The sequence below is a fragment of the Sphingopyxis sp. BSN-002 genome (assembly GCF_022024275.1).
Taxonomy (GTDB): domain Bacteria; phylum Pseudomonadota; class Alphaproteobacteria; order Sphingomonadales; family Sphingomonadaceae; genus Sphingopyxis.
In genome coordinates, this window is record NZ_CP091804.1 from 1,945,525 (window position 1) to 1,964,314 (window position 18,790).

An 18,790-nucleotide genomic window follows, 5' to 3' on the forward strand; every position below is an offset into this window, starting at 1 on the left:
ATCTTACCGCAGCGCCCTGATCGAGCGCACCGCGCTACCGAGAGCGGCCTGGAATTCGGTGGGCTTGAAGCTGTTCGGGTCTTTCACGGCGGTATAGGCCCGGTCGATATCGGCACGGATGCCCGCGGCCGCCCCCACGGTGACGCGGCCCGACGAAACCATCGAATTGAGAAGGGTATCGACCCCCATCACCGCCTGCTGCGATCCGGCATAGTCGGTGAGACGATCATTGATCGCAGGCGCCGAGATCGCGTCGACCATCGCAAAGGCGTCCGCACCCGAGAAGCTCCGCGCGGCAAAGGCCGCCTTCAGCGCGGAAACGGTCTCGGCCAGCTTCGCCGCAGCCGCGACCGCGCTCGCCCGATCGACCGTCATTGCGCGGTGGAACGCCGCGGTGCGCGCCGCGAGCTGGTCCGCAAGACCGGGTGATGCCACCCGCGCCGCGGCGGAGAGCATGATCAGATTCTCGTCATTATAAGGGGGGATGCCCTCGGGCCATTTCTCGCCCCCGGTCATCATCCGCCCCGGATTGTCGACGCCGGTACGGAGCGGCTTCGCCTGGTCATAGATGCGGCGATGACAGCTGTGGCAGTCGAGGAAGAAGAATTCGGGGAACATCCCCTCGGTCCCGCGCTTCGACTGGAACAGGTCGAGGCTGCGTTCGAGCGCGACCGCCTGCCCGACCGCCCACATCTGGACATGGTCGGTGCGCGCGCTGCCCGAGCCGAACTTGCGCCAGCCATAGTCGGCGTCCTCGTGATGATGCGCCTGCAGCGACGAAAAAAGGTCGAGTTCGAACGAAATGCGGGGGTGCCCCGCCGCCATGATCCGGTGCGTGACGAATTGTCCCTCGCCCTTCGATCCGAAGTGGCAATCGACGCAGACACCCGCGCGCACCACCGGATCCTCAAGCTTCCAGAGGCCAGCGCGCACGTTCGACAGATGCTTCTCGCGCATTTCGCGGTCGGGATCGGAATTTGTGCCGACGCCCGCATAGTGGCTGGAGATCCATCCGCCCGCCGGACCATGGCACGATTCGCAACCGACGCCGTCATCGAGCGGGACCGCGGCGCGTCCCGCGCCTGCAGTGCTGTGGCAGCCGAGGCACATCGGCGCCTTCGACGGATCGCCGATTCCGAGGTTGCGCGCGATGAACTGGCTGCGGCTGTTGCTGAGCACCGCCCAGGCCCGGCTGTGCGCGCCGCCGGGTGTCGAAGGCTCCTGCCATTTCATCAGTTCGTCCTGACGGACAACGGTGCCGTCGCCTTCCATCCGGCCGTGACAGGTCGATCCTGCACAGGAGGCGACGCCCGTATAGCGCCCGGCCTCGCCGCCTTGCGAACGGGCGGGGGGAGCGGCAACGACCGCAGCGATCAGAAGCGCAAGCAACAGCACCGCGAACGCACCCATGGTCGCCCATGGTCGCTCGCCGCGCTTTCCTGTCGCGTCGGTCGTCATCCCTGTGTCCCCTTTTCCCGCCTGACGCTTTTGCGCCTAGACCGTAATCACACAACCCCGAATGCGAGCATCGCGTCGGCAACCTTCTTGAAGCCCGCGATGTTCGCGCCCTTTACATAGTCGATATAGCCGCCCCCTTGGTCGCCATAGGTCAGGCAGCTCGTGTGGATGCCGTCCATGATGTCCTTGAGCATCTGCTGCAGTTCGCCTTCGCTCCAGCTGCGGCGGCCGCTGTTCTGGCTCATTTCGAGGCCCGAGACGGCGACGCCGCCGGCGTTCGCCGCCTTGCCGGGTGCGAACATGATCTTCGCATCCTTGAAGTGGTGCACGCCTTCGAGATTGGTCGGCATGTTGGCGCCTTCGCTGACCGCGATACAGCCGTTCTTGACCAGCGCCTTGGCATCCTCGCCAAGCAGTTCGTTTTGTGTCGCGCACGGCAGCGCGACGTCGCACGGGACACCCCACGGGGTCTTGCCCGCAGTGAAGCTCGCCGATTTGAACTCGTCGCAATATTCCTCGATCCGGCCGCGGCGGTGCGTCTTGTGCGCCTTCACCCAATCGATCTTTTCCTGGGTAATGCCGTCGGGATCGTGGATGAAGCCGCCCGAATCGGACAGGGTGAGTACCTTGCCGCCGAGCTGGACGATCTTTTCGGCGGCATGCGTCGCGACGTTGCCCGAACCCGAAATGACCGCAGTCTTGCCGACGAGATCCTGCCCCTTCGCCGCGAGCATGTTCGCGAGGAAATAGACCGCGCCATAGCCCGTCGCCTCGGTACGGATCAGCGATCCGCCCCATTCGAGGCCCTTGCCGGTGAGCACGCCGGTGAATTCGTTGGTGATGCGCTTGTACTGGCCGAACATGAAGCCGATCTCGCGACCGCCGACGCCGATGTCACCCGCGGGAACGTCGATGTCCGCGCCGATGTGGCGATAGAGTTCGGTCATGAAGCTCTGGCAGAAGCGCATGATCTCGCGCACGCTCTTGCCCTTCGGATTGAAGTTCGAGCCGCCCTTGCCGCCGCCCATCGGCAGGCCGGTGAGCGCGTTCTTGAACGTCTGTTCGAACGCGAGGAATTTGAGGACGCTTTCAGTTACGCTCGGGTGAAAGCGGATACCACCCTTGTACGGGCCGATGGCGTTGTTGTTCTGGACGCGCCATCCGCGCTGCACGCGAATATTGCCATTGTCGTCCTCCCAGCACACGCGGAAGGATACGACCCGGTCGGGCTCGGCGATGCGGCGCAGGATCTGCTGCGCGTGATATTCTTCCTTGTCGGCGATGAAGTCGAAGATGTCCTCGGACACCTCCTGCACCGCCTGGACGAACTCGGGCTGACCCGGGTTACGCCGCTTTACGCCTTCCATGAACGTCGAAAAATCGACGTGATCCGATACTGCCACTGCACCCCTCCCCTATAGCCTGGGAAAATCGGTGCGACCCCACTGACGATTTTGTCGTTGACCGACCTCGCGGGTGAAAGGCTACACCATCGCGAGGCAAAGGCAAGACGCCAGCATGCGGAGGCGCTGTTTTTTGGTGCGCCGCACAAAGGGGACAAAGATGAACGAGAGCAAGAAGATGGCAGGCGGGATAACACCGGCCAACCGCGCGATACTGATCGCCGCCTTCGTGCTGCTGGCAGCAGCGGTCGGTTACGCAATCTGGCGCGATTCCGCCGATTCTGCACCCGCAGCCTCCGCCGAAACGACTGCCTCCCCCGACGGTCAGCTTGCCGCCCTCGAGGCGCGGGTGAAGGCCGAACCGAACAGCGCAGAAGCGTGGACAGCACTCGGCGCGGCACGATTCGACATGGAAGATTATCCGGGCGCCGCGGCCGCTTACGAGAAGGCGGTTGCCCTTTCGCCCGATTCGGCGGGACTGTGGTCGGCGCTTGGTGAGGTGCGAGTCTATTCGAGCAAGCGCGATCCGCTGCCCGCCGACGCCCTCGCCGCGTTCGAAAAGGCCATCGCACTCGACGCCAAGGATCCCCGCGCGCGCTATTTTATGGCCGTGAAGAAGGATGTGGCCGGCGACCACAAGGGTGCGATCGAAGACTGGTTCGCGCTGCTTGCCGACACGCCGCAGGGTGCCCCATGGGAAGCCGACCTCCGCCGGACGATCGAGCAGGTCGGGCAAATCCACAAGATCGACGTGGCAACGCGCCTGATGAACACGCAGCCGCGGGCGCTGAAGCCCGAGGAAATGCCCGTCGCGGCGCGCGCAATTCCCGGTCCGACGCGATCGGACATGGAAGCCGCCTCGCAGCTCCCCAAAGGCCAGCAGGATGCGATGATCGAGGGGATGGTGAGCGGCCTCGAGGCAAAGCTCAAGGCCAATCCGAGGGACGTCGACCGCTGGATCATGCTGATGCGCAGCCGCATGACACTGGGCGAAACCTCGAAGGCGGCGCAGGCGCTGAAGGACGGGATTGCAAGCAATCCGGAGGCCGCGGGACGGCTGAAGGCGCAGGCACAGCTGCTGGGCGTGCCGGGGGCATGAAGGGAAAATGAGCGTGAAATTATCGATATTGGTCGCTGCTGTCGCGACGTTTTTTGTGGCCCAGAGCGCGCAAGAAGCAGAGCAGGCGGCTTTTTCTGTCGGAGGAAAGCATTTTACCATGCCGATCCCAGAGGGCTATTGCCTGCCCGACGGGAATGACAAGGCGCTCTTCGACGTGACCGCGTCGGGCGACAAATATAATATTACGCCGCTCGCGCTGATCCGTTGTGATCGGCGCCATCACCCGGAAGGCATCGGTGCCGACTATCTGGTCGTGAAGGCGCCGCTCGGAATGCTCGATGCGGAGATAAGCCGACCGGAATTTCTGAAGCTGGTCGAACCCGAAATGGGCAAAGCCAAGTGGCAAGACGGCGAAAGCGGAAAACTGCTCGGCGACGTTTCGAAGAATATGACCGAGGCGACGGGATCGGAGATCGCCATCACCGGCACCCTCGCCCCCCAAGGCGTCGACGCCGACTGCGCCTATATCGGCGGCAAGCTGAATGTCGAAGTCACGACGAGGAGCATGGTAATCTTGGGCGGCATCTGCATGACCGCGGTCGGCGGCAAGATTATGACCGTCAATGCCTATAATATCGACGGCACGCCCGGCGGCTTCGTCCGCCAGATGCGACGCGCCCATGACCTTGCCATGCAGATCAGGCCGGCACCCTAACCCGCCATCAGCGCCGCATTACCGCCCGCCGCGGTAATGTCGGTGCTGATCGACTTTTCCTCGGCGAAGCGGTGCAGATAGTGCGGGCCGCCGGCTTTCGGGCCGGTGCCCGACAGGCCGCGCCCGCCGAAGGGCTGCGAGCCGACGATCGCGCCGATCTGATTGCGGTTCACATAGACGTTGCCGACCTGCGCGCGCGCCGCGATGTGCGCCGCGACGCCGTCGATACGCGTATGGACGCCGAGCGTCAGGCCATAACCCGAGGCGTTGATCGCATCGATGAGCTGGTCGAGCTCGCCCCCCTTCCACGTCGCGACATGGAGCACAGGGCCGAAAATCTCGCGCTTCAGGTCGGTGACATGGTCGAGGCGGATCGCAACCGGGGGTATGAAGTGGCCGTCTTCAGGCAGGTTCGTGCGGCCCGCCTCGGCGATCACGCGGCCCGCGGCGCGCGCTTCGGCGACATAGGCGGCGATGTTCGCCTGCGCCTCGTCGTCGATGATCGGGCCGACGTCGGTCGAGAGGATCGACGGGTCGCCCACGTTCAGCTCGGCCATCGCGCCCGCCACCATCTCGATCATCGTGTCGGCGACATCTTCCTGCACGCAGAGCAGGCGGAGCGCCGAGCAGCGCTGCCCCGCCGACTGGAAGGCACTCGCGACGGCATCGCGCGCAACCTGTTCGGGGAGCGCGGTCGAATCGACGATCATCGCGTTCGCGCCGCCGGTTTCGGCGATCAGCGTCGCGATCGGGCCATCGCGGCCGGCAAGGCTGCGGTTGATCATCCGCGCGACCTCGGTCGAGCCGGTGAAGGCGACGCCGATGATGTCGTTGTGGCCGGTCAGCGCCGCGCCGACGGTCTCGCCGCGGCCGGGGAGAAAGTGGAGGAGGTCGCCGGGAATGCCGGCTTCGAGCAACAGTTCGACCGCGGCATGGGCGATGAGCGGGGTCTGCTCCGCAGGCTTGGCGAGGACGCTGTTGCCCGCGGCAAGCGCGGCCGAGACTTGCCCCAGGAAGATCGCGAGCGGGAAGTTCCACGGGCTGATCGCCACGAAGACGCCCTTGCCCTCGAGGATCAGCTCGTTGCGCTCGCCCGTCGGGCCGGGAAGCGCGACGGGATAGGTGAAGTCGGCGCGTGCCCGCGCGGCATAATAGCGGAGAAAGTCGACCGCCTCGCGCACTTCGGCGATCGCATCGACCAAAGTCTTGCCGGCCTCGTCGATCGCGAGGCCGAGGAAGAGCGCGTCGCGTTCCTCGAGCAAGTCGGCGGCACGTTCGAGGCGCTCTGCGCGGAAGCTGCCGCCGGCGAGGCTCCAGTCGCCGTGCGCCTTGCGCGCGGCGGCAACGGCGGTCTCGACGGTGTCGCGATCGGCCTCGATCACATGACCGACGACGGCGCCGGTCGCGGGGTTGCGGACGGGTTCGGCGGCGCCGCTCTTGGCCACACCGCCGACGATCGGCGCTGCAACCTGATTGCTCTGGCGCGCCTTGGCGATCGCCGCGGTCAGCGCTTCGGGAACGCCGGGTTCGCCGAGGTCGTAACCCCGCGAGTTGCGGCGAACGGGGTCGAAAAGACCGAGGCCCGTCGCGATCGTCGACGGCTTGCTCGCGATGCCACGCGGGTCGACCGCGAGCTGTTCGGGGGTGACGTCGGGGTCCGAGAATTGATGCACGAAGCTGGAGTTCGCGCCATTTTCGAGCAGGCGGCGCACCAGATATGCCAGCAGGTCGCGGTGGGTGCCGACCGGCGCATAGACGCGCACCGGCCGCGGCGGCGGATAGAGCGCCATGATCGCGTCGTGTGCGCCCTCGCCCATGCCGTGCAGCCGCTGCAGCTCGTAATCTGCACCCGCGAACAGCTCGGTCACGAAGGCGAGCGTCATCGCATTGTGGCTGGCGAAGGCCGGGAAGATGCAGTCCTGCGCGCCGCGCAGGATCTCGGCACAATGCATGTAATTGAGATCGGTGTGGTTCTTCGCGGTGAAGACCGGGAAGTCGCCGAGGCCCATCGTCTGCGCGCGCTTGATCTCGGTGTCCCAATAGGCGCCCTTGACGAGGCGCATCGACAGCTTGACGCCGCGCGCCCGCGCCTTGTCGGCGACCCAGCGGATCGCTTCGGGCGCGCGCTTCTGATAGGCTTGGATCACGATGCCGAGCCCGGTCCAGCCGTCGGCGATGCCGGCGTCGATCAGCGCGGCGAACACATCCATATGCGGTTCGAGCCGGTCGCTTTCCTCGGCGTCGATCATCAGCGGAATGTTCACGTCGCGTGCGGCGCGCGCGAGCTCGATCACGCTCGGGATCAGTTCCTGCCGGACGCGGTCGGCCTGAAGATATTCGTAGCGCGGATGGAGCGCAGACAGCTTGATCGAGATGCCGTGGTTCGCGTGCGGGTCGCCCGCCTTGGCCTTCCTGCCGATACGCGCGATCGCGTTGGCGTAGCTGTCGTAATAGCGGCGTGCGTCCCCGGCGGTGCGTGCGGCCTCGCCGAGCATGTCGAAGCTCGCGAGTTCGCTCTTTTCCTTGTCGGCGCGCTTGACCGCGGCGTCGATCGTCTCGCCCATCACAAACTGCTGGCCGAGCAGCTTCATCGCCGCGAGCGCCGCCTGCCGGATCACCGGCTCGCCCGAGCGGCGGATCATCGACCTGAGCAGCGAAAGCGGGTTCGCCTTGCTGCCCATCGCATCGAGCATCAGTGTCGCCGAGCCAAGCGACAGACCGCGCGCCGAGAGCGCGACGATCAGCGGGCTGTCCTCATCCTCGCCGTCCTTCCAGTGGCGTCCAGCGATCTTGTCGCGGATCAGCGCATTCGCGGTCGCGCTGTCGGGAACGCGGAGCAACGCCTCGGCGAGGCACATCAGCACGACGCCTTCCTCGGTCGACAGGCGGTAGCGGTTCATCAGCTGTGCGACGAGCGTCTCGCGGTCGCCCTCTGCCTTCGCCTTGCGGATCAGCGCGAGACCGCGCTGCGTGGTCGCAGCGACGGTCGCCGGCGAACGGGCGAGTTCGGCGCGCAAATCGGCGACGATATCGGTTTCGGAACGGCGGGCGAGGGCGCGAAGGGCGGCGCGGTCGTTGGGCTGGGTCATGCGCTGCTGATAGCATATCCCGCTTGGACGATCTGACCTGATTTCGCGCCCAGAATATATGTTTTGACTGAATTTCAGACAATACTTAGTCTGAACGAATGAAAAATGGCCCCAGCTTAGTCGATCTTGACGACTTCGATCGCAAGATCCTCGCGATCCTCGGCCGCGACGGGCGGATCACCTACACCGACCTCGCACAGCAGGTCGGGCTGTCGAAGACGCCGTGCCAGCTGCGCGTGAAGCGGCTGGTCGACAGCGGGCTGATCACCGGCTTCCGCGCGATCGTCGATCCCGCCAAAGTGGGTCTCGACCATGTCGCCTTCACCGAGGTGAAACTCTCCGACACGCGCGAGGAAGCATTGCGCCAGTTCAACACCGCGGTGCGGCAGATTCCCGAGGTTGAGGAGTGCCATATGATCGCGAGCAGCTTCGACTATCTGCTGAAAGTCCGCACGCCCGACATCCGTCGTTATCGCATCGTGCTCGGCGAGAAGATTTCGAGCCTGCCGCATGTCGCAAGCACCTCGACCTTCGTCGCGATGGAGACGATCCTCGAATCGGCGCGCTAGGCGAACGCCCCGCGCACATAGTCGACCGAGCCGCGATCATCACCAAGGCGCGCCGCGCCGAGCAGGCGGTTCCAATAGCTTTCCGACCCGTCGGCGAGGCGCCATTCGTGGAGGCGGCGGGTATAGAGCTGGAGGTCATATTCCTCGCTGATCCCGATCGCGCCGTGGACGGCGTGCGCGGTTGCGGCGAGGCGCGGGGCGGCAGTGCTGGTGACCGACTTCGCGGTTGCGGCGGCGGCGAGGCTTGGCGGCAGGCTGCCCGCGCAGCCGAGCTGCGCTGCAATGCGGCACGCGACCATATCCTCGGCCATCACCGCCATCTGCTGCTGGAGCGCCTGCTGCTTGCCGATCGGCTTGCCGAACTGGATGCGTTCGTTGGAATAGGCAGCGGTCATTGTGGTGAGCCGGTCGGCCGCGCCGGCAATCAGCGCCGCGCGCAGGATCGCGGCGATGGCGCGAAGACCGCCTTCGGGGGCTGGGGCAACGACTTCACCGAGAGCAGGATTCAGGCGGAGCGCCGTACTACCAAACACCTCCGTCGGCTCACCCGCAGTGGCAACCAGATGCAGCCGGCCGTCGGCTTCGAGCAGGACATGGCCCGCGACGCGGCCGAACGGCACGACAACCTCACCTCCCGCGCTTGCAATGGCCAGCGCGATCGGACCGTCGGGCGCCTCGGCGAGCAGCGCCCGCGCGATCATCGTCTCGCCGACGGGCAGCGGCACCGCGTGGCGTCCGAGCGCCTGCCACAACACGCCGACATCGGCGAGCGGCAGGCCTGCGCCGCCGCGCTCCTCGGGCACCAGTGCGTCGAGGAAGCCCGATTCGGCGATGGCACTCCACAGCGTTTCAACGCTATCGCCGGCCTCGATCGCGCGCACCGTCGCGGGCGGCGACAGCGCCTCGAGCATCCGTTCGAAGGGTTCGAGAAATTCGCTCATCACCGTAGCCCCATTCCGCGCGCGATGATCCCGCGCAAGATTTCGCGAGTTCCGCCGCGCAGCGAGAAGCTCGGCGCCACATGGGTGACATAGAGCAGGGTGCGATAGAGCTCGGCATCGACCGGCTCGTCGGGATGCGCCGTAAGGTCGTCGCCGATCGCGACCGGCAGCTGCTGTTCGAACGCGGTGCCGAGATCCTTGACCAGCGAGGCCTCGGTCACCGGGCTCTCGCCCGCCGCGAGCCGCGCGGTGCAGGCGATCGACATCGCGCGGAGCACGCCGAGCCGCGCTGTGAAATCGCCGACGAGCGCAAGCGTCGCGGGATCGTCGCGGCCGACCGCCTGCAGATGTCGCACCCACGCGTCGAGCAGCACGACGCTCGAATAGATGCGCTCAGGCCCGCTGCGTTCGAAGGCCAGTTCGGCAGTGACCTGTTTCCAGCCGTCGCCTTCGTTGCCGATCAGCGCATCTTCGGGCAGCTCGACATTGTCGAAGAAGACTTCGGCAAAATGCGCGTCGCCCGACAGGTCGCGGATCGGGCGGATTGTGACGCCGGGGGCCTTGAGGTCGATGATCAGCTGCGACAGGCCTGCATGACGGTCGTCGGGGCCGCCCGAGGTGCGGAGCAGCGCGATCATATAGTCGCAATGCGGCGCACCCGAGGTCCAGATCTTCTGACCGTTGACACGCCAGCCTGTGCCGGTGCGTTCGGCGCGGGTGCGGACGCTCGCGAGATCCGAGCCCGAGCCCGGCTCGCTCATCCCGATGCAGAAGAAGATTTCGCCCCTTGCGATACGGGGCAGGTAGAATTCGCGCTGCGCCTCGTTCCCGAAATTGAGGATCAGCGGCGCGCTTTGCCGGTCGGCAATCCAGTGCGCCGCGACCGGCGCACCGACGGCGAGCAATTCCTCGACGACGACGAAGCGCGTGAACGGCCCGCGTTCGTGCCCGCCATAACGCTTGGGTAGGGTGAGCCCGAGAAAGCCTGCTTCGCCGAGACGGCGGCTGAAGGCCGGGTCATAGCCCTGCCACGAGCGGGCGCGGCGATCTGTGCCGGCGGCCGCGGCAGCTTCGTCGGCGATCGTGCGAATAGCAGGCCGGATCGCCTCGTCGGCGTCCGGCAGGCTGGCGAGGCTGAGCGTGTCGAACACCGGCATCCTTCCCCTTGGTTATGCCAATGCCGCTATTGCGCCGCGGCCCTCCCCACAAGCTGCTTTTTGTGAGAGCCGCTACAGCGCGGAGGATTGACCGGGGCCGCGCGAGGCGGCAAAGGCCGGGAAGCGCGCGGGTGTAGCTCAATGGTAGAGTAGAAGCTTCCCAAGCTTACGACGAGGGTTCGATTCCCTTCACCCGCTCCAGACTTTCGCAGCGATTTAGCAGTGCTAAATCGCGACCGGCGAAAGTCCGGCCAGCCTCGCATCGCGAGGACTGACGGCGTGGCTTTGCCATGCCGGACCCGCTTCAGTCGTCGCGCTTCACCTTAACCTTCTGGCTGACGAACGCGATTTCGCGATAGGCAGTGAGAAACGCGACGTCGGCAGCATCGCGGCCAACACAGATGCGCGCGGTCTCGGCCGGGCTCGTCATCCCGGTCGCGTCGACCATATGCCAGTCACCGTCCAGATAGACTTCGGCGACGGCGTGAAAATCCTGCGGGTCGACGCCGAGTGCGTAGACACTCGCCATACGCGCCGGGATATGCGCGGCGCGCGCGAGCGCGATCATGACATGCGCATAGTCGCGGCAGACACCGCGCCGCTCGACGAAACTGTCGAGCGCGCCGGTCTCGACATTGCTTGTGCCCGCCACATAGGTGAAGCGACTCTCGATCCAGTCGCGCATCCGGGCAATCTTCGCGCCCCCTTCATGGTCGCGGAAGCGGCGCTCGACGAAGGCGTGAAACTTGTTCGACGGGCAATAGCGCGATTCGTTGAGGTAGGGGACTGCGGCGGCCGGCAGGCGGTGAAGCGGCACCGCTGCGAGCTGGCGGACGTCGACGGCATCGCGATCGACCTCGACGAGCGCGCGATATTCGGCGTGCAGCGTGCCGGCGACATGGTGCAGCCAGATCGGTTCGCAGAGACCCTCGGCCGCCGGAACGCGCGCCATATAATCGGGGGCGCCGAAGTCGAGCGAGCTTTCGAGGACATGCTGGCCATGACCGTTCGCGGCCTCGATCTGCAGCATCAGGTCGACCGGTTCGGGCAGGCGATAATTCAGGGAGGCGGAAATTTTCAGTTTCATCTATCGGCAACGCATGATGGAGGGATGCGTGCCGCTAATGACAGTCGGGGAAAAGAACAAGTGACGCCGCAGCGGACCATACCCTTCATCGTCGCGACGATCTTCATCGACGCGATCGGCTTCGGCATCATCATGCCGGTGCTGCCGCAGCTTGTGATGGAGGTTGGGAAGATCGACCTGCCGCATGCGATCGAGATCGGCGCGTGGATCGGCCTCGTCATGGCGATCGCGACCTTCATCGCCTCGCCGGTGCTCGGCAATCTGTCGGACCGGTTCGGGCGGCGACGCGTACTGCTGCTTTCGCTCGGCGGGCTAGCCGCCGATTATACGCTGCTGACCGTCGTCGGCACGCTCCCGTGGCTGTTCGTCGCGCGTGCGATTTCGGGGATATTCGGCGGCAGTTATGCCGCGGCGCAAGCGGCGATTGCCGATGTCACCAAGCCCGACGAACGCGCGCGCAATTTCGGTTTCGTCGGCGCGGCGTTCGGAGTCGGCTTTGTGGTCGGGCCGGTAATCGGCGGCCTACTCGGCGAAGTCAGTCCGCGCGCGCCGTTCGTGGCAGCCGCGATACTGGCCGCCGCGAACATGCTCTATGGCCTGATCATCTTCCCCGAGACGTTGCCGCCCGAACGCCGCCGCAGCTTCGACTGGCGGCGGGCGAATCCGCTGGGTGCCCTGAAGACCATGCGCGGCCTGCCGGGGATGGGCGGGGTCGCGATCGTCCTCGTCCTCTGGCAGATCGCCAGCCTCGTCTATCCGATGACGTGGAGCTTCTATTGCATCGCGCAGCTCGGCTGGACCCCGGGGATGATCGGGGCGAGCCTTGCTGCCGTCGGGGTAATGATCGCGCTCGGGCAGATTTTCGTCGTCGGACCTGCGGTGGCGCGCTTCGGCGAACGCGACGCGGCGACGCTGGGAATCCTCGTCGCGGTAGCGGTCTATGTTGGCTATGCGTTCACGACGTCGACGGTCGGGGCGTTCCTGCTGCTGATCCCCGTCGCATTGCAGGCGCCGGTGCAGCCGTCGCTGATGGCGATGATGTCGCGGCGCGCGACGCCCGAAACGCAAGGCGAGGTGCAAGGCATCTCCGCAATGGCGATGGGGCTCGGCCAGCTCGTGGCGCCGATCCTGCTCACCGGAACGATGGCCTATTTTACCGCTAAGAATGCGCCGGTGCATTTCCCGGGGGCGGCTTTCGTCGTCGCAGCGATCTTCGGTCTGCTCGCGATCCTGATGCTGCGGCGATTGCCGCGCGCCAGTCAGATCCCGCCTTCGGTCACCGCATAGCCGAGCGCTTCGAGCCCCGCTGTGAGCATCGCGACGCAGGCCGCAACCGCATCGCCGTCGACCGAGCGGACGACGAAGTTCGCGCCGACCTTGCCATCGCGGAAGAAGGGATAGCTGCCGATGGCGACCCCGGGATGATCCTTCTCGCCCTGACGGAGCAGGTCTGCGACCTCGCTCTCGGGCGACCATGACCCGATCGTATGCGCGATCAGCGGCGCGCCGCCTTCAAGCTCGCCGGTCAGCGCGTCGAGCATCCCCGCAGTGATGTGCGGAACGCCCGCCATGATGAAGAGATTGCCGAGGCGGATCCCCGGCGCGCCAGACATGCGGTTCGGGATCAGGTCGGCGCCGTCGGGGACGCGCGCCATGCGGAGCCGCGCCTCGGTGAGTTCGATCCCGCGCCCGCTGTAATAACGCTCGAGGATCGCGCGCGCGCCGGGATGGATGACGACGCCGACCCCGAGCGCCTTCGCGACAGCATCGACGGTGATGTCGTCGTGCGTCGGGCCGATGCCGCCGGTCGTGAAGACATAGTCGTAGCGCGCACGGATCGCGTTCAGCGCGTCGACGATCTCCTGCTCGACATCGGGAACGATGCGCACTTCGCGCAGGCGAATCCCCTGCACGTCGAGCCAGGTCGCGATCTGCGACACATTCTTGTCCTGCGTGCGGCCCGAGAGAATTTCGTCGCCGATGACCAGCACGGCGGCGGTCCAGATGCGTTCGTCGCTCATCCCCTTGCCTTAGCCCGCTGACATGACAAAACAACCCCACTGGCGGGAGAACATTGTTCTTGATATGTTCTCAATCGACTCGCAATCCAGGGAGAGATGCAATGGCCGACGAACTGATTTTCTATACCAACCCGATGTCGCGCGGGCAGATCGTCCGCTGGATGCTCGAGGAGGTCGGCGCGCCCTATGAAACCAATATCCTCGGCTATGGCACGTCGATGAAGGACGACGCCTATCTGGCGATCAACCCGATGGGGAAAGTCCCGGCGATCGTCCACAACGGCAAGACCGTGACCGAATGCGCCGCGATCTGCGCCTATCTCGCCGACGCGTTTCCGTCGGCGGGGCTCGCACCCGCGGCGGCCGATCGCGCCGATTATTATCGCTGGATGTTCTTCGCTGCCGGGCCGGTCGAGCAGGCGATTACCGCCAAGCATTTCGGGATCGATCCCGACGCCGACCAGCAGCGTTCGGCTGGCTTCGGGACGCTGGAGCATGCCCTTGATGCGCTTGAGAGCGCCGTCGACGGCAAGGCCTTTGTCGCGGGCGACAGCTTCACCGCGGCCGACGTCTATGTCGGCAGCCAGATCGACTGGGGGCTGCAATTCGGGACGATCCCCTCGCGCCCGGCGTTCGAGGCCTATGCGGCGGGGCTGCGCGAGCGCGCGGGTTACAAGGCGGCGAAGGCGATCGACAATGCCCTGATCGCCGAGATGCAGGCGGCGAGCCCGGCCTAGGGCAGCGCTTTCAGCAATTCGACTGCGAGCGGGGCGAGGCGCTTGATCTGCGGATCCTGCGTCTCGGCCGCGCTGATGTAGATGGCGCTCGCGAAGGCGGTCGTGTTGTGGATCGCGGCAAGACCGGCGTCGTCTGAGTAAGCATCCTTCCAGCGCGCCCCGCCGTCGGGGCGCAAGCCCTTGAACCATGCGGCCCAGGCGGCATCGTCGATGTCGGCGCGTTTCGCGAGGAAAAGAACCGGCCGCGCGAGCCGCGACGACTCGCCATGATGATAATAGGGTGATGCAGCGGGCGCGACTTGCGCCGCAATCGCACCAAGCAACAGGTCGGCGTCGGCGCGCGTCAGACGCGGGTTGAGCGCGAGCTGGAGCGCGAGGTCCGAGCCGTGCGCGACACCGTGCCGCCAGCCCTCGCCCGGCGTAAAGCCGCGATAGTCGCTGACTCCGTGCAGATAGACCGCGCCGATTGCGGCAAGCTCGTGCAGCTCGACCTCGGTCAGATAGGCCTCGATCCGGTCGGCGCGGGCAACCTCGGACAGCACAAGCGCAGCGAAAGGACGACGAAAACCCTCGGCATCGTCCGGACCGTCAGCCATTTCACTCAGCAGCGCCAGCGCCTGCCGCATCTGCGTCGCGCTCAGGTGCCGCCCTCGCAAACCTTCCGACCAGAGGGTGAAGGCGAAGCCGTCACGCACCGCGGGATCGGGATCGCCGAGACAACGCGCGAGCGCTTCGAGGTCGACCAGACCCGCCTTCGGAAAGAAGGTCGCGGCATAGGCCTTGAGGTCGCCGTCCGCCGGGCGCGCGACAACGCAGTCCGGCGCGCGCGCCTCTGCAGCCGTGACAGGCACCGCCACCGCCATCGCAGCGACCAGCATTCCCGTGCGCAGCATCGACACCTCCCCGAAAAGAAAAGGCCCGGCGAATTGCTCCGCCGGGCCCCGTGTCCTGGTTCTGTCCGCCCGCTTATTCGCGGTTGCCGAGCAGGTTGAGCAGGAAGGTGAACATGTTGACGAAGTCGAGGTAGAGCGTCAGCGCACCCATCACCACCGACTTGCCGACAAAGTCGGTCCCGCGGACGTAGAAATACATGCTCTTGATCTTCTGCGTGTCATAAGCCGTGAGGCCCGCGAAGAGCAGCACGCCGATCACGCTGATCGCAAGGCCCATCGCGCCCGACTTGAACAGGAAGGCATTGAGGAGCATCGCGACGATCAGGCCGACGAGGCCCATGATCAGGAAGGTGCCGAAACCCGACAGATCTTTCTTGGTCGTGTAGCCATAGAGGCTGAGGCCGAGGAAGGCCGCCGCGGTCGCGAAGAAGGTCTGCGCGATCGAGGTCTGGGTGAAGGCCAGGAAGATCGTCGACATCGACAGGCCCATCACCGCGGCATAGGCCCAGAAGAGCATCTGCGCGGCGGTCGTCGACAGCTTGTTGATGCCGAAGCTCAGCACCAGCACGAAAGCCAGCGGCGCGAGCGCCACCACCCACATCAGCGGGCCGCCGACCATCGAGGCGGTGAAGCCCGAATTATAGGCCAGCATCGCGATGATGCCGGTGAGCAGCACGCCCGAACCCATATAGTTGTAGACAGACAGCATGTACGACCGCAGGCCGGCATCGACAGCCTGATCCATCGCGCTCGCGCTGCCAGGGAAGCCGGACGCCGCCATATTGGGGTCGTTCCAATTAGCCATTTTCATCTCCATCACCAGCCAGACGATACCGGCCGTGCCCATAATATCGGGATATTCGCGCTTTGTTTCAAGCGAAACCGGACATCGCCCGTTTGATATGCCGTGGCGCGACCGCGCAAACCGCCTATGCTGGGAGCGCCATGTCCACGCATCGCCTGTTCGTCGCCCTTCGTCCCCCGCGCGCCGTTCGCGAGCGCCTGATTGCCGCGATGCATGGCATTTCGGGCGCACGCTGGCAGGACGACGAGCAGATCCACCTGACGCTGCGCTTCATCGGCGAAGTCGACCATCACCGCGCCGAGGATATCGCCGCCGCGCTCGGCAGCCTCCATGCCCCTGCAATCGAAGCACGCATTGCGGGCGTCAGCCTGTTCGAGCATCAAGGCCGGCCACACATGATATGGGCCGGCGTCGAACCTGCCGCCGCGCTTGCCGCGCTCCATCGCAAGGTCGACCAGCTGCTCGGCCGCGTGGGCGTCGCACCCGAAACGCGGGCATTTGTCCCGCACATCACGCTCGCGCGGCTGAACCGCGGCTCGGGCCCGGTCGCGGCCTTCCTCGCGCTGAACGGCGACCTCGCCAGCCCGCCTTTCACCTTCGACCAAGTCACGCTCTACGAAAGCGAGATGGGGCATGGCGGTTCGCGCTATCACCCCGTGGCGCGCTACCCCCTCGAGCGGGCAACGAGCGACGCCGCGACCGCGGCGACATCGTCCCACGTCGCGCCGAAACCGTCGTCGGTACCATAATAGGGGTCGGTGACGCTCTCGCCTTCGCGGCCGGGCACCAGATCGAGCATCAGTTTCAGTTCCGCCGTCGCATCGGCAGGGCGGATCGCGAGCGCATCGGCGAGATTCGTCTCGTCGGCCGCGAGAATCAGGTCGAAATCGAAGAAGTCGCGCCGACGAAGCTGGCGTGCCCGCAGATCCGAGATGTCGGCGCCGCGCCGCCGGGCCTCCGCCTGCGCGCGAAGGTCGGGAGGGTGGCCGACATGCCAGTCGCCGGTGCCCGCCGAATCGAGATGCGCCGCGATTCCAGCTTCGGCGAAGGCCGCGCGGGCGGCGCCTTCGGCAAGCGGCGAGCGGCAGATATTGCCGAGGCAGAGGAAGAGGATCGCAACTTGTCGATCTTCGCGCATATCGTCCGTCATCACTCCAAAGTTGAACCGACTTTCAACTTGCGCCGGCTGGCGGCTCTGCTAGCCATGGCGGACAACGATAACGGGTCAGGGAGAGGGTTGCCAGATGGCCGACAGCGCGAGCGATATTTCCGCGGCTCCCGAGCCGAAAGCGACGGGATACAGCTGGTACGTCCTGTCGGTGCTCGTCGTCGTCTATATCCTGAATTTCATCGACCGGCAGATCCTGAGCATCCTTGCGGTGGACATCAAGGCCGACCTGAAGCTGACCGACGCGGACCTCGGCTTCCTCGGCGGTGCGGCCTTCGCGGTCTTTTATGCGCTGTTCGGCATTCCGCTCGGCCGTCTGGCGGACAACTGGAACCGCAAGAAGCTGCTGACGATCGGGCTGACCCTGTGGTCGGCGATGACCGCACTGTCGGGCTTCGCACAAACCCAGCTGACCCTGACGCTCGCCCGCATGGGCGTCGGCGTCGGCGAGGCGACCGCGAGCCCGACCGCCTATTCGCTGATTTCCGACTATTTTCCCAAACGCCAGCGCGCCACCGCGCTCGCGATCTATTCATCGGGGCTTTATATCGGTGGCGGCGTATCGCTGCTGATCGGCGCGAAGATCGGGCAGGTGTGGAACCAGACCTGGCCGGACGGCGGCCCGCTCGGCCTCGTCGGCTGGCAGGGCGCGTTTCTGGCGGTCGGGGTTCCGGGCCTGTTGATCGCGCTGTGGGTCTCGACCCTGCGCGAACCCGCGCGCGGCGCGATGGACGGCGTTGCCAGCCCGGTTTCGCCGACCCCGTTCCGCAGCTTCGTCGGCGACCTGTCGAGCATCGTTCCGCCATTCACCCTGTTGGGCGCGTGGGAACGCGGGCCGGTTGCCTTGGCCATCAACCTTGCGGTGGCGGCGCTGGCCGCTGCCGGGGCGTGGCTCATGATCGAGCTGACCCACAATCTGCCGCAGTGGTCGGCCATCGCCTTTGGCTATTATGCGGTCTTTTCATGGGCCTGCACGCTCAAGGCGCGCGACCCCGCCACTTTTCGGCTGATCTGGGGCACGCCGGCGTTCATCTGCACGACGCTCGGCTATAGTCTGGTGTCGCTCGTCGCCTGGGCATTGGGATTCTGGGCCGCACCCTATGCCGAGACCGTGCTGCACCTGCCCAAGCAGGAACTGGCGTTCGTTCTGGGCGCCAACGCAGCGCTCGCCGGCTTTCTGGGCGTGATCCTCGGCGGCCGGATCGCCGACGCCTTGCGGACGCGCAATCCGGCAGGCCGGATCTGGGTAATCATGTTCGGGGTCGTCGCTCCGATCATTCCCATCTGGATCGGCTATACGACCGAGAGCGGGACCCTTTTCTATGTGATGAATTTTCTGGCCGGGATGTTCGGCGCTGCGGCGCTCGGGGCCGCGGCGGCGACCACGCAGGATCTGGTCCTCCCGCGCATGCGCGGCACGGCCACGGCGGCATTCTTCCTGGGCACGACGCTCGTCGGCCTGGCCTTTGGCCCCTACATGACGGGGCAGATTTCCGATCTTGCGGGCACGATGGTCGATGGAAAGCCCGTTGGCGACCTGCGCACCGGGATCCTGTCGCTGATCGGCGTCGCGCCGATCGCACTCGCCCTGCTGGTCTATGCCTATCGCGCGGTACCGAAGGCCGAGGCGACGATCGAAGCGCGCGCGGCGGGCGCGGCGATCTAGCGCCCGCCGCCGCCCGCGGAC

The 18,790-nt window shown here is 65.9% G+C and carries 17 protein-coding genes and 1 tRNA gene; 8 read left to right on the top strand and 10 right to left on the bottom strand.

The features are described from left to right. Window positions 1–3 precede the first annotated feature (3 nt). Both L7H23_RS09550 and gdhA read right to left on the bottom strand, forming a co-directional pair. Window positions 4–1,458: a cytochrome c family protein gene (locus tag L7H23_RS09550; protein ID WP_237835656.1), complete on the bottom strand. Its 1,455-nt coding sequence runs from the start codon at window positions 1,456–1,458 to the stop codon at window positions 4–6. 47 nt (window positions 1,459–1,505) lie between these two features. Continuing rightward, the gene (gene gdhA, locus L7H23_RS09555; protein ID WP_237835657.1) at window positions 1,506–2,861 is read right to left on the bottom strand and encodes an NADP-specific glutamate dehydrogenase; all 1,356 of its coding nucleotides are present in this window, start codon (window positions 2,859–2,861) and stop codon (window positions 1,506–1,508) included. Window positions 2,862–3,021: 160 nt separating this feature from the next. Between gdhA and L7H23_RS09560 the strand changes: the two genes are divergently transcribed. Both L7H23_RS09560 and L7H23_RS09565 read left to right on the top strand, forming a co-directional pair. Then, window positions 3,022–3,960, top strand: a complete 939-nt coding sequence (locus L7H23_RS09560) for a tetratricopeptide repeat protein (RefSeq protein WP_237835658.1) — start codon at window positions 3,022–3,024, stop codon at window positions 3,958–3,960. 118 nt (window positions 3,961–4,078) lie between these two features. Beyond that, on the top strand, window positions 4,079–4,636 hold the full coding sequence (locus L7H23_RS09565; protein ID WP_237835659.1) for a hypothetical protein: 558 nt from the start codon (window positions 4,079–4,081) through the stop codon (window positions 4,634–4,636). Here L7H23_RS09565 and putA read toward each other — a convergent pair. Beyond that, window positions 4,633–7,725, bottom strand: coding sequence for a bifunctional proline dehydrogenase/L-glutamate gamma-semialdehyde dehydrogenase PutA (gene putA / locus L7H23_RS09570; protein WP_237835660.1), 3,093 nt, complete (start codon window positions 7,723–7,725; stop codon window positions 4,633–4,635). The genes L7H23_RS09565 and putA overlap by 4 nt on opposite strands. A 98-nt stretch (window positions 7,726–7,823) precedes the next feature. Between putA and L7H23_RS09575 the strand changes: the two genes are divergently transcribed. After that, complete coding sequence (locus tag L7H23_RS09575) at window positions 7,824–8,294, top strand: Lrp/AsnC family transcriptional regulator (protein WP_237835661.1); 471 nt, start codon at window positions 7,824–7,826, stop codon at window positions 8,292–8,294. On the opposite strand, the gene L7H23_RS09580 is transcribed toward L7H23_RS09575, so the two are convergent. Continuing rightward, window positions 8,291–9,235 carry an acyl-CoA dehydrogenase family protein gene (locus L7H23_RS09580; protein ID WP_237835662.1) on the bottom strand — a complete coding sequence of 315 codons (945 nt, stop codon included), beginning with the start codon at window positions 9,233–9,235 and terminating at the stop codon, window positions 8,291–8,293. The two genes, L7H23_RS09575 and L7H23_RS09580, sit on opposite strands and share 4 nt — an antisense overlap. After that, on the bottom strand, window positions 9,235–10,386 hold the full coding sequence (locus tag L7H23_RS09585) for an acyl-CoA dehydrogenase family protein (RefSeq protein WP_237835663.1): 1,152 nt from the start codon (window positions 10,384–10,386) through the stop codon (window positions 9,235–9,237). The genes L7H23_RS09580 and L7H23_RS09585 overlap by 1 nt, the downstream gene beginning before the upstream one ends. A gap of 133 nt (window positions 10,387–10,519) precedes the next feature. On the opposite strand from L7H23_RS09585, the gene L7H23_RS09590 reads away from it, so the two are divergent. Continuing rightward, window positions 10,520–10,593: transfer RNA gene (locus tag L7H23_RS09590), tRNA-Gly, on the top strand. 103 nt (window positions 10,594–10,696) lie between these two features. Here the strand turns inward: L7H23_RS09590 and L7H23_RS09595 are convergent. Next, window positions 10,697–11,479 (bottom strand): transglutaminase family protein, encoded by a 783-nt coding sequence (locus L7H23_RS09595; RefSeq protein ID WP_237835664.1) that lies wholly within the window; start codon window positions 11,477–11,479, stop codon window positions 10,697–10,699. 60 nt (window positions 11,480–11,539) lie between these two features. Between L7H23_RS09595 and L7H23_RS09600 the strand changes: the two genes are divergently transcribed. Continuing rightward, the gene (locus tag L7H23_RS09600; RefSeq protein ID WP_237835665.1) at window positions 11,540–12,766 is read left to right on the top strand and encodes an MFS transporter; all 1,227 of its coding nucleotides are present in this window, start codon (window positions 11,540–11,542) and stop codon (window positions 12,764–12,766) included. On the opposite strand, the gene L7H23_RS09605 is transcribed toward L7H23_RS09600, so the two are convergent. Continuing rightward, window positions 12,739–13,500: a competence/damage-inducible protein A gene (locus L7H23_RS09605; RefSeq protein ID WP_237835666.1), complete on the bottom strand. Its 762-nt coding sequence runs from the start codon at window positions 13,498–13,500 to the stop codon at window positions 12,739–12,741. The genes L7H23_RS09600 and L7H23_RS09605 overlap by 28 nt on opposite strands. Before the next feature lie 101 nt (window positions 13,501–13,601). On the opposite strand from L7H23_RS09605, the gene L7H23_RS09610 reads away from it, so the two are divergent. Then, a complete protein-coding gene (locus tag L7H23_RS09610; protein WP_237835667.1) occupies window positions 13,602–14,237 on the top strand; it encodes a glutathione S-transferase family protein in 636 nt (211 codons plus the stop codon). Here the strand turns inward: L7H23_RS09610 and L7H23_RS09615 are convergent. Together L7H23_RS09615 and L7H23_RS09620 are read right to left on the bottom strand one after the other, a co-directional pair. Further along, complete coding sequence (locus L7H23_RS09615) at window positions 14,234–15,130, bottom strand: DUF2785 domain-containing protein (protein ID WP_237835668.1); 897 nt, start codon at window positions 15,128–15,130, stop codon at window positions 14,234–14,236. The two genes, L7H23_RS09610 and L7H23_RS09615, sit on opposite strands and share 4 nt — an antisense overlap. Window positions 15,131–15,203: 73 nt before the next feature. Then, on the bottom strand, window positions 15,204–15,935 hold the full coding sequence (locus L7H23_RS09620) for a Bax inhibitor-1/YccA family protein (RefSeq protein ID WP_237839208.1): 732 nt from the start codon (window positions 15,933–15,935) through the stop codon (window positions 15,204–15,206). Window positions 15,936–16,075: 140 nt separating this feature from the next. Between L7H23_RS09620 and thpR the strand changes: the two genes are divergently transcribed. Next, entirely contained in the window at window positions 16,076–16,684 is a 609-nt protein-coding gene (thpR, locus tag L7H23_RS09625; protein WP_237835669.1) for an RNA 2',3'-cyclic phosphodiesterase, read from the top strand. On the opposite strand, the gene L7H23_RS09630 is transcribed toward thpR, so the two are convergent. Beyond that, the gene (locus L7H23_RS09630; RefSeq protein ID WP_237835670.1) at window positions 16,600–17,085 is read right to left on the bottom strand and encodes a low molecular weight protein-tyrosine-phosphatase; all 486 of its coding nucleotides are present in this window, start codon (window positions 17,083–17,085) and stop codon (window positions 16,600–16,602) included. The genes thpR and L7H23_RS09630 overlap by 85 nt on opposite strands. 94 nt (window positions 17,086–17,179) lie before the next feature. On the opposite strand from L7H23_RS09630, the gene L7H23_RS09635 reads away from it, so the two are divergent. Then, a complete protein-coding gene (locus L7H23_RS09635) occupies window positions 17,180–18,769 on the top strand; it encodes an MFS transporter (protein WP_237835671.1) in 1,590 nt (529 codons plus the stop codon). Window positions 18,770–18,790 lie beyond the last annotated feature (21 nt).

Bases quoted from the DNA above. Each gene is read 5' to 3' on its own strand.
- L7H23_RS09615 (WP_237835668.1), bottom strand. From the start codon at position 15,130: ATGCTGCGCACGGGAATGCTGGTCGCTGCGATGGCGGTGGCGGTGCCT.
- L7H23_RS09610 (WP_237835667.1), top strand. From the start codon at position 13,602: ATGGCCGACGAACTGATTTTCTATACCAACCCGATGTCGCGCGGGCAG.
- L7H23_RS09560 (WP_237835658.1), top strand. From the start codon at position 3,022: ATGAACGAGAGCAAGAAGATGGCAGGCGGGATAACACCGGCCAACCGC.
- L7H23_RS09620 (WP_237839208.1), bottom strand. From the start codon at position 15,935: ATGGCTAATTGGAACGACCCCAATATGGCGGCGTCCGGCTTCCCTGGC.
- L7H23_RS09595 (WP_237835664.1), bottom strand. From the start codon at position 11,479: ATGAAACTGAAAATTTCCGCCTCCCTGAATTATCGCCTGCCCGAACCG.
- L7H23_RS09635 (WP_237835671.1), top strand. From the start codon at position 17,180: ATGGCCGACAGCGCGAGCGATATTTCCGCGGCTCCCGAGCCGAAAGCG.
- L7H23_RS09630 (WP_237835670.1), bottom strand. From the start codon at position 17,085: ATGACGGACGATATGCGCGAAGATCGACAAGTTGCGATCCTCTTCCTC.
- thpR (WP_237835669.1), top strand. From the start codon at position 16,076: ATGTCCACGCATCGCCTGTTCGTCGCCCTTCGTCCCCCGCGCGCCGTT.
- L7H23_RS09565 (WP_237835659.1), top strand. From the start codon at position 4,079: ATGCCGATCCCAGAGGGCTATTGCCTGCCCGACGGGAATGACAAGGCG.
- L7H23_RS09605 (WP_237835666.1), bottom strand. From the start codon at position 13,500: ATGAGCGACGAACGCATCTGGACCGCCGCCGTGCTGGTCATCGGCGAC.
- L7H23_RS09550 (WP_237835656.1), bottom strand. From the start codon at position 1,458: ATGACGACCGACGCGACAGGAAAGCGCGGCGAGCGACCATGGGCGACC.
- L7H23_RS09575 (WP_237835661.1), top strand. From the start codon at position 7,824: ATGAAAAATGGCCCCAGCTTAGTCGATCTTGACGACTTCGATCGCAAG.
- L7H23_RS09580 (WP_237835662.1), bottom strand. From the start codon at position 9,235: ATGAGCGAATTTCTCGAACCCTTCGAACGGATGCTCGAGGCGCTGTCG.
- putA (WP_237835660.1), bottom strand. From the start codon at position 7,725: ATGACCCAGCCCAACGACCGCGCCGCCCTTCGCGCCCTCGCCCGCCGT.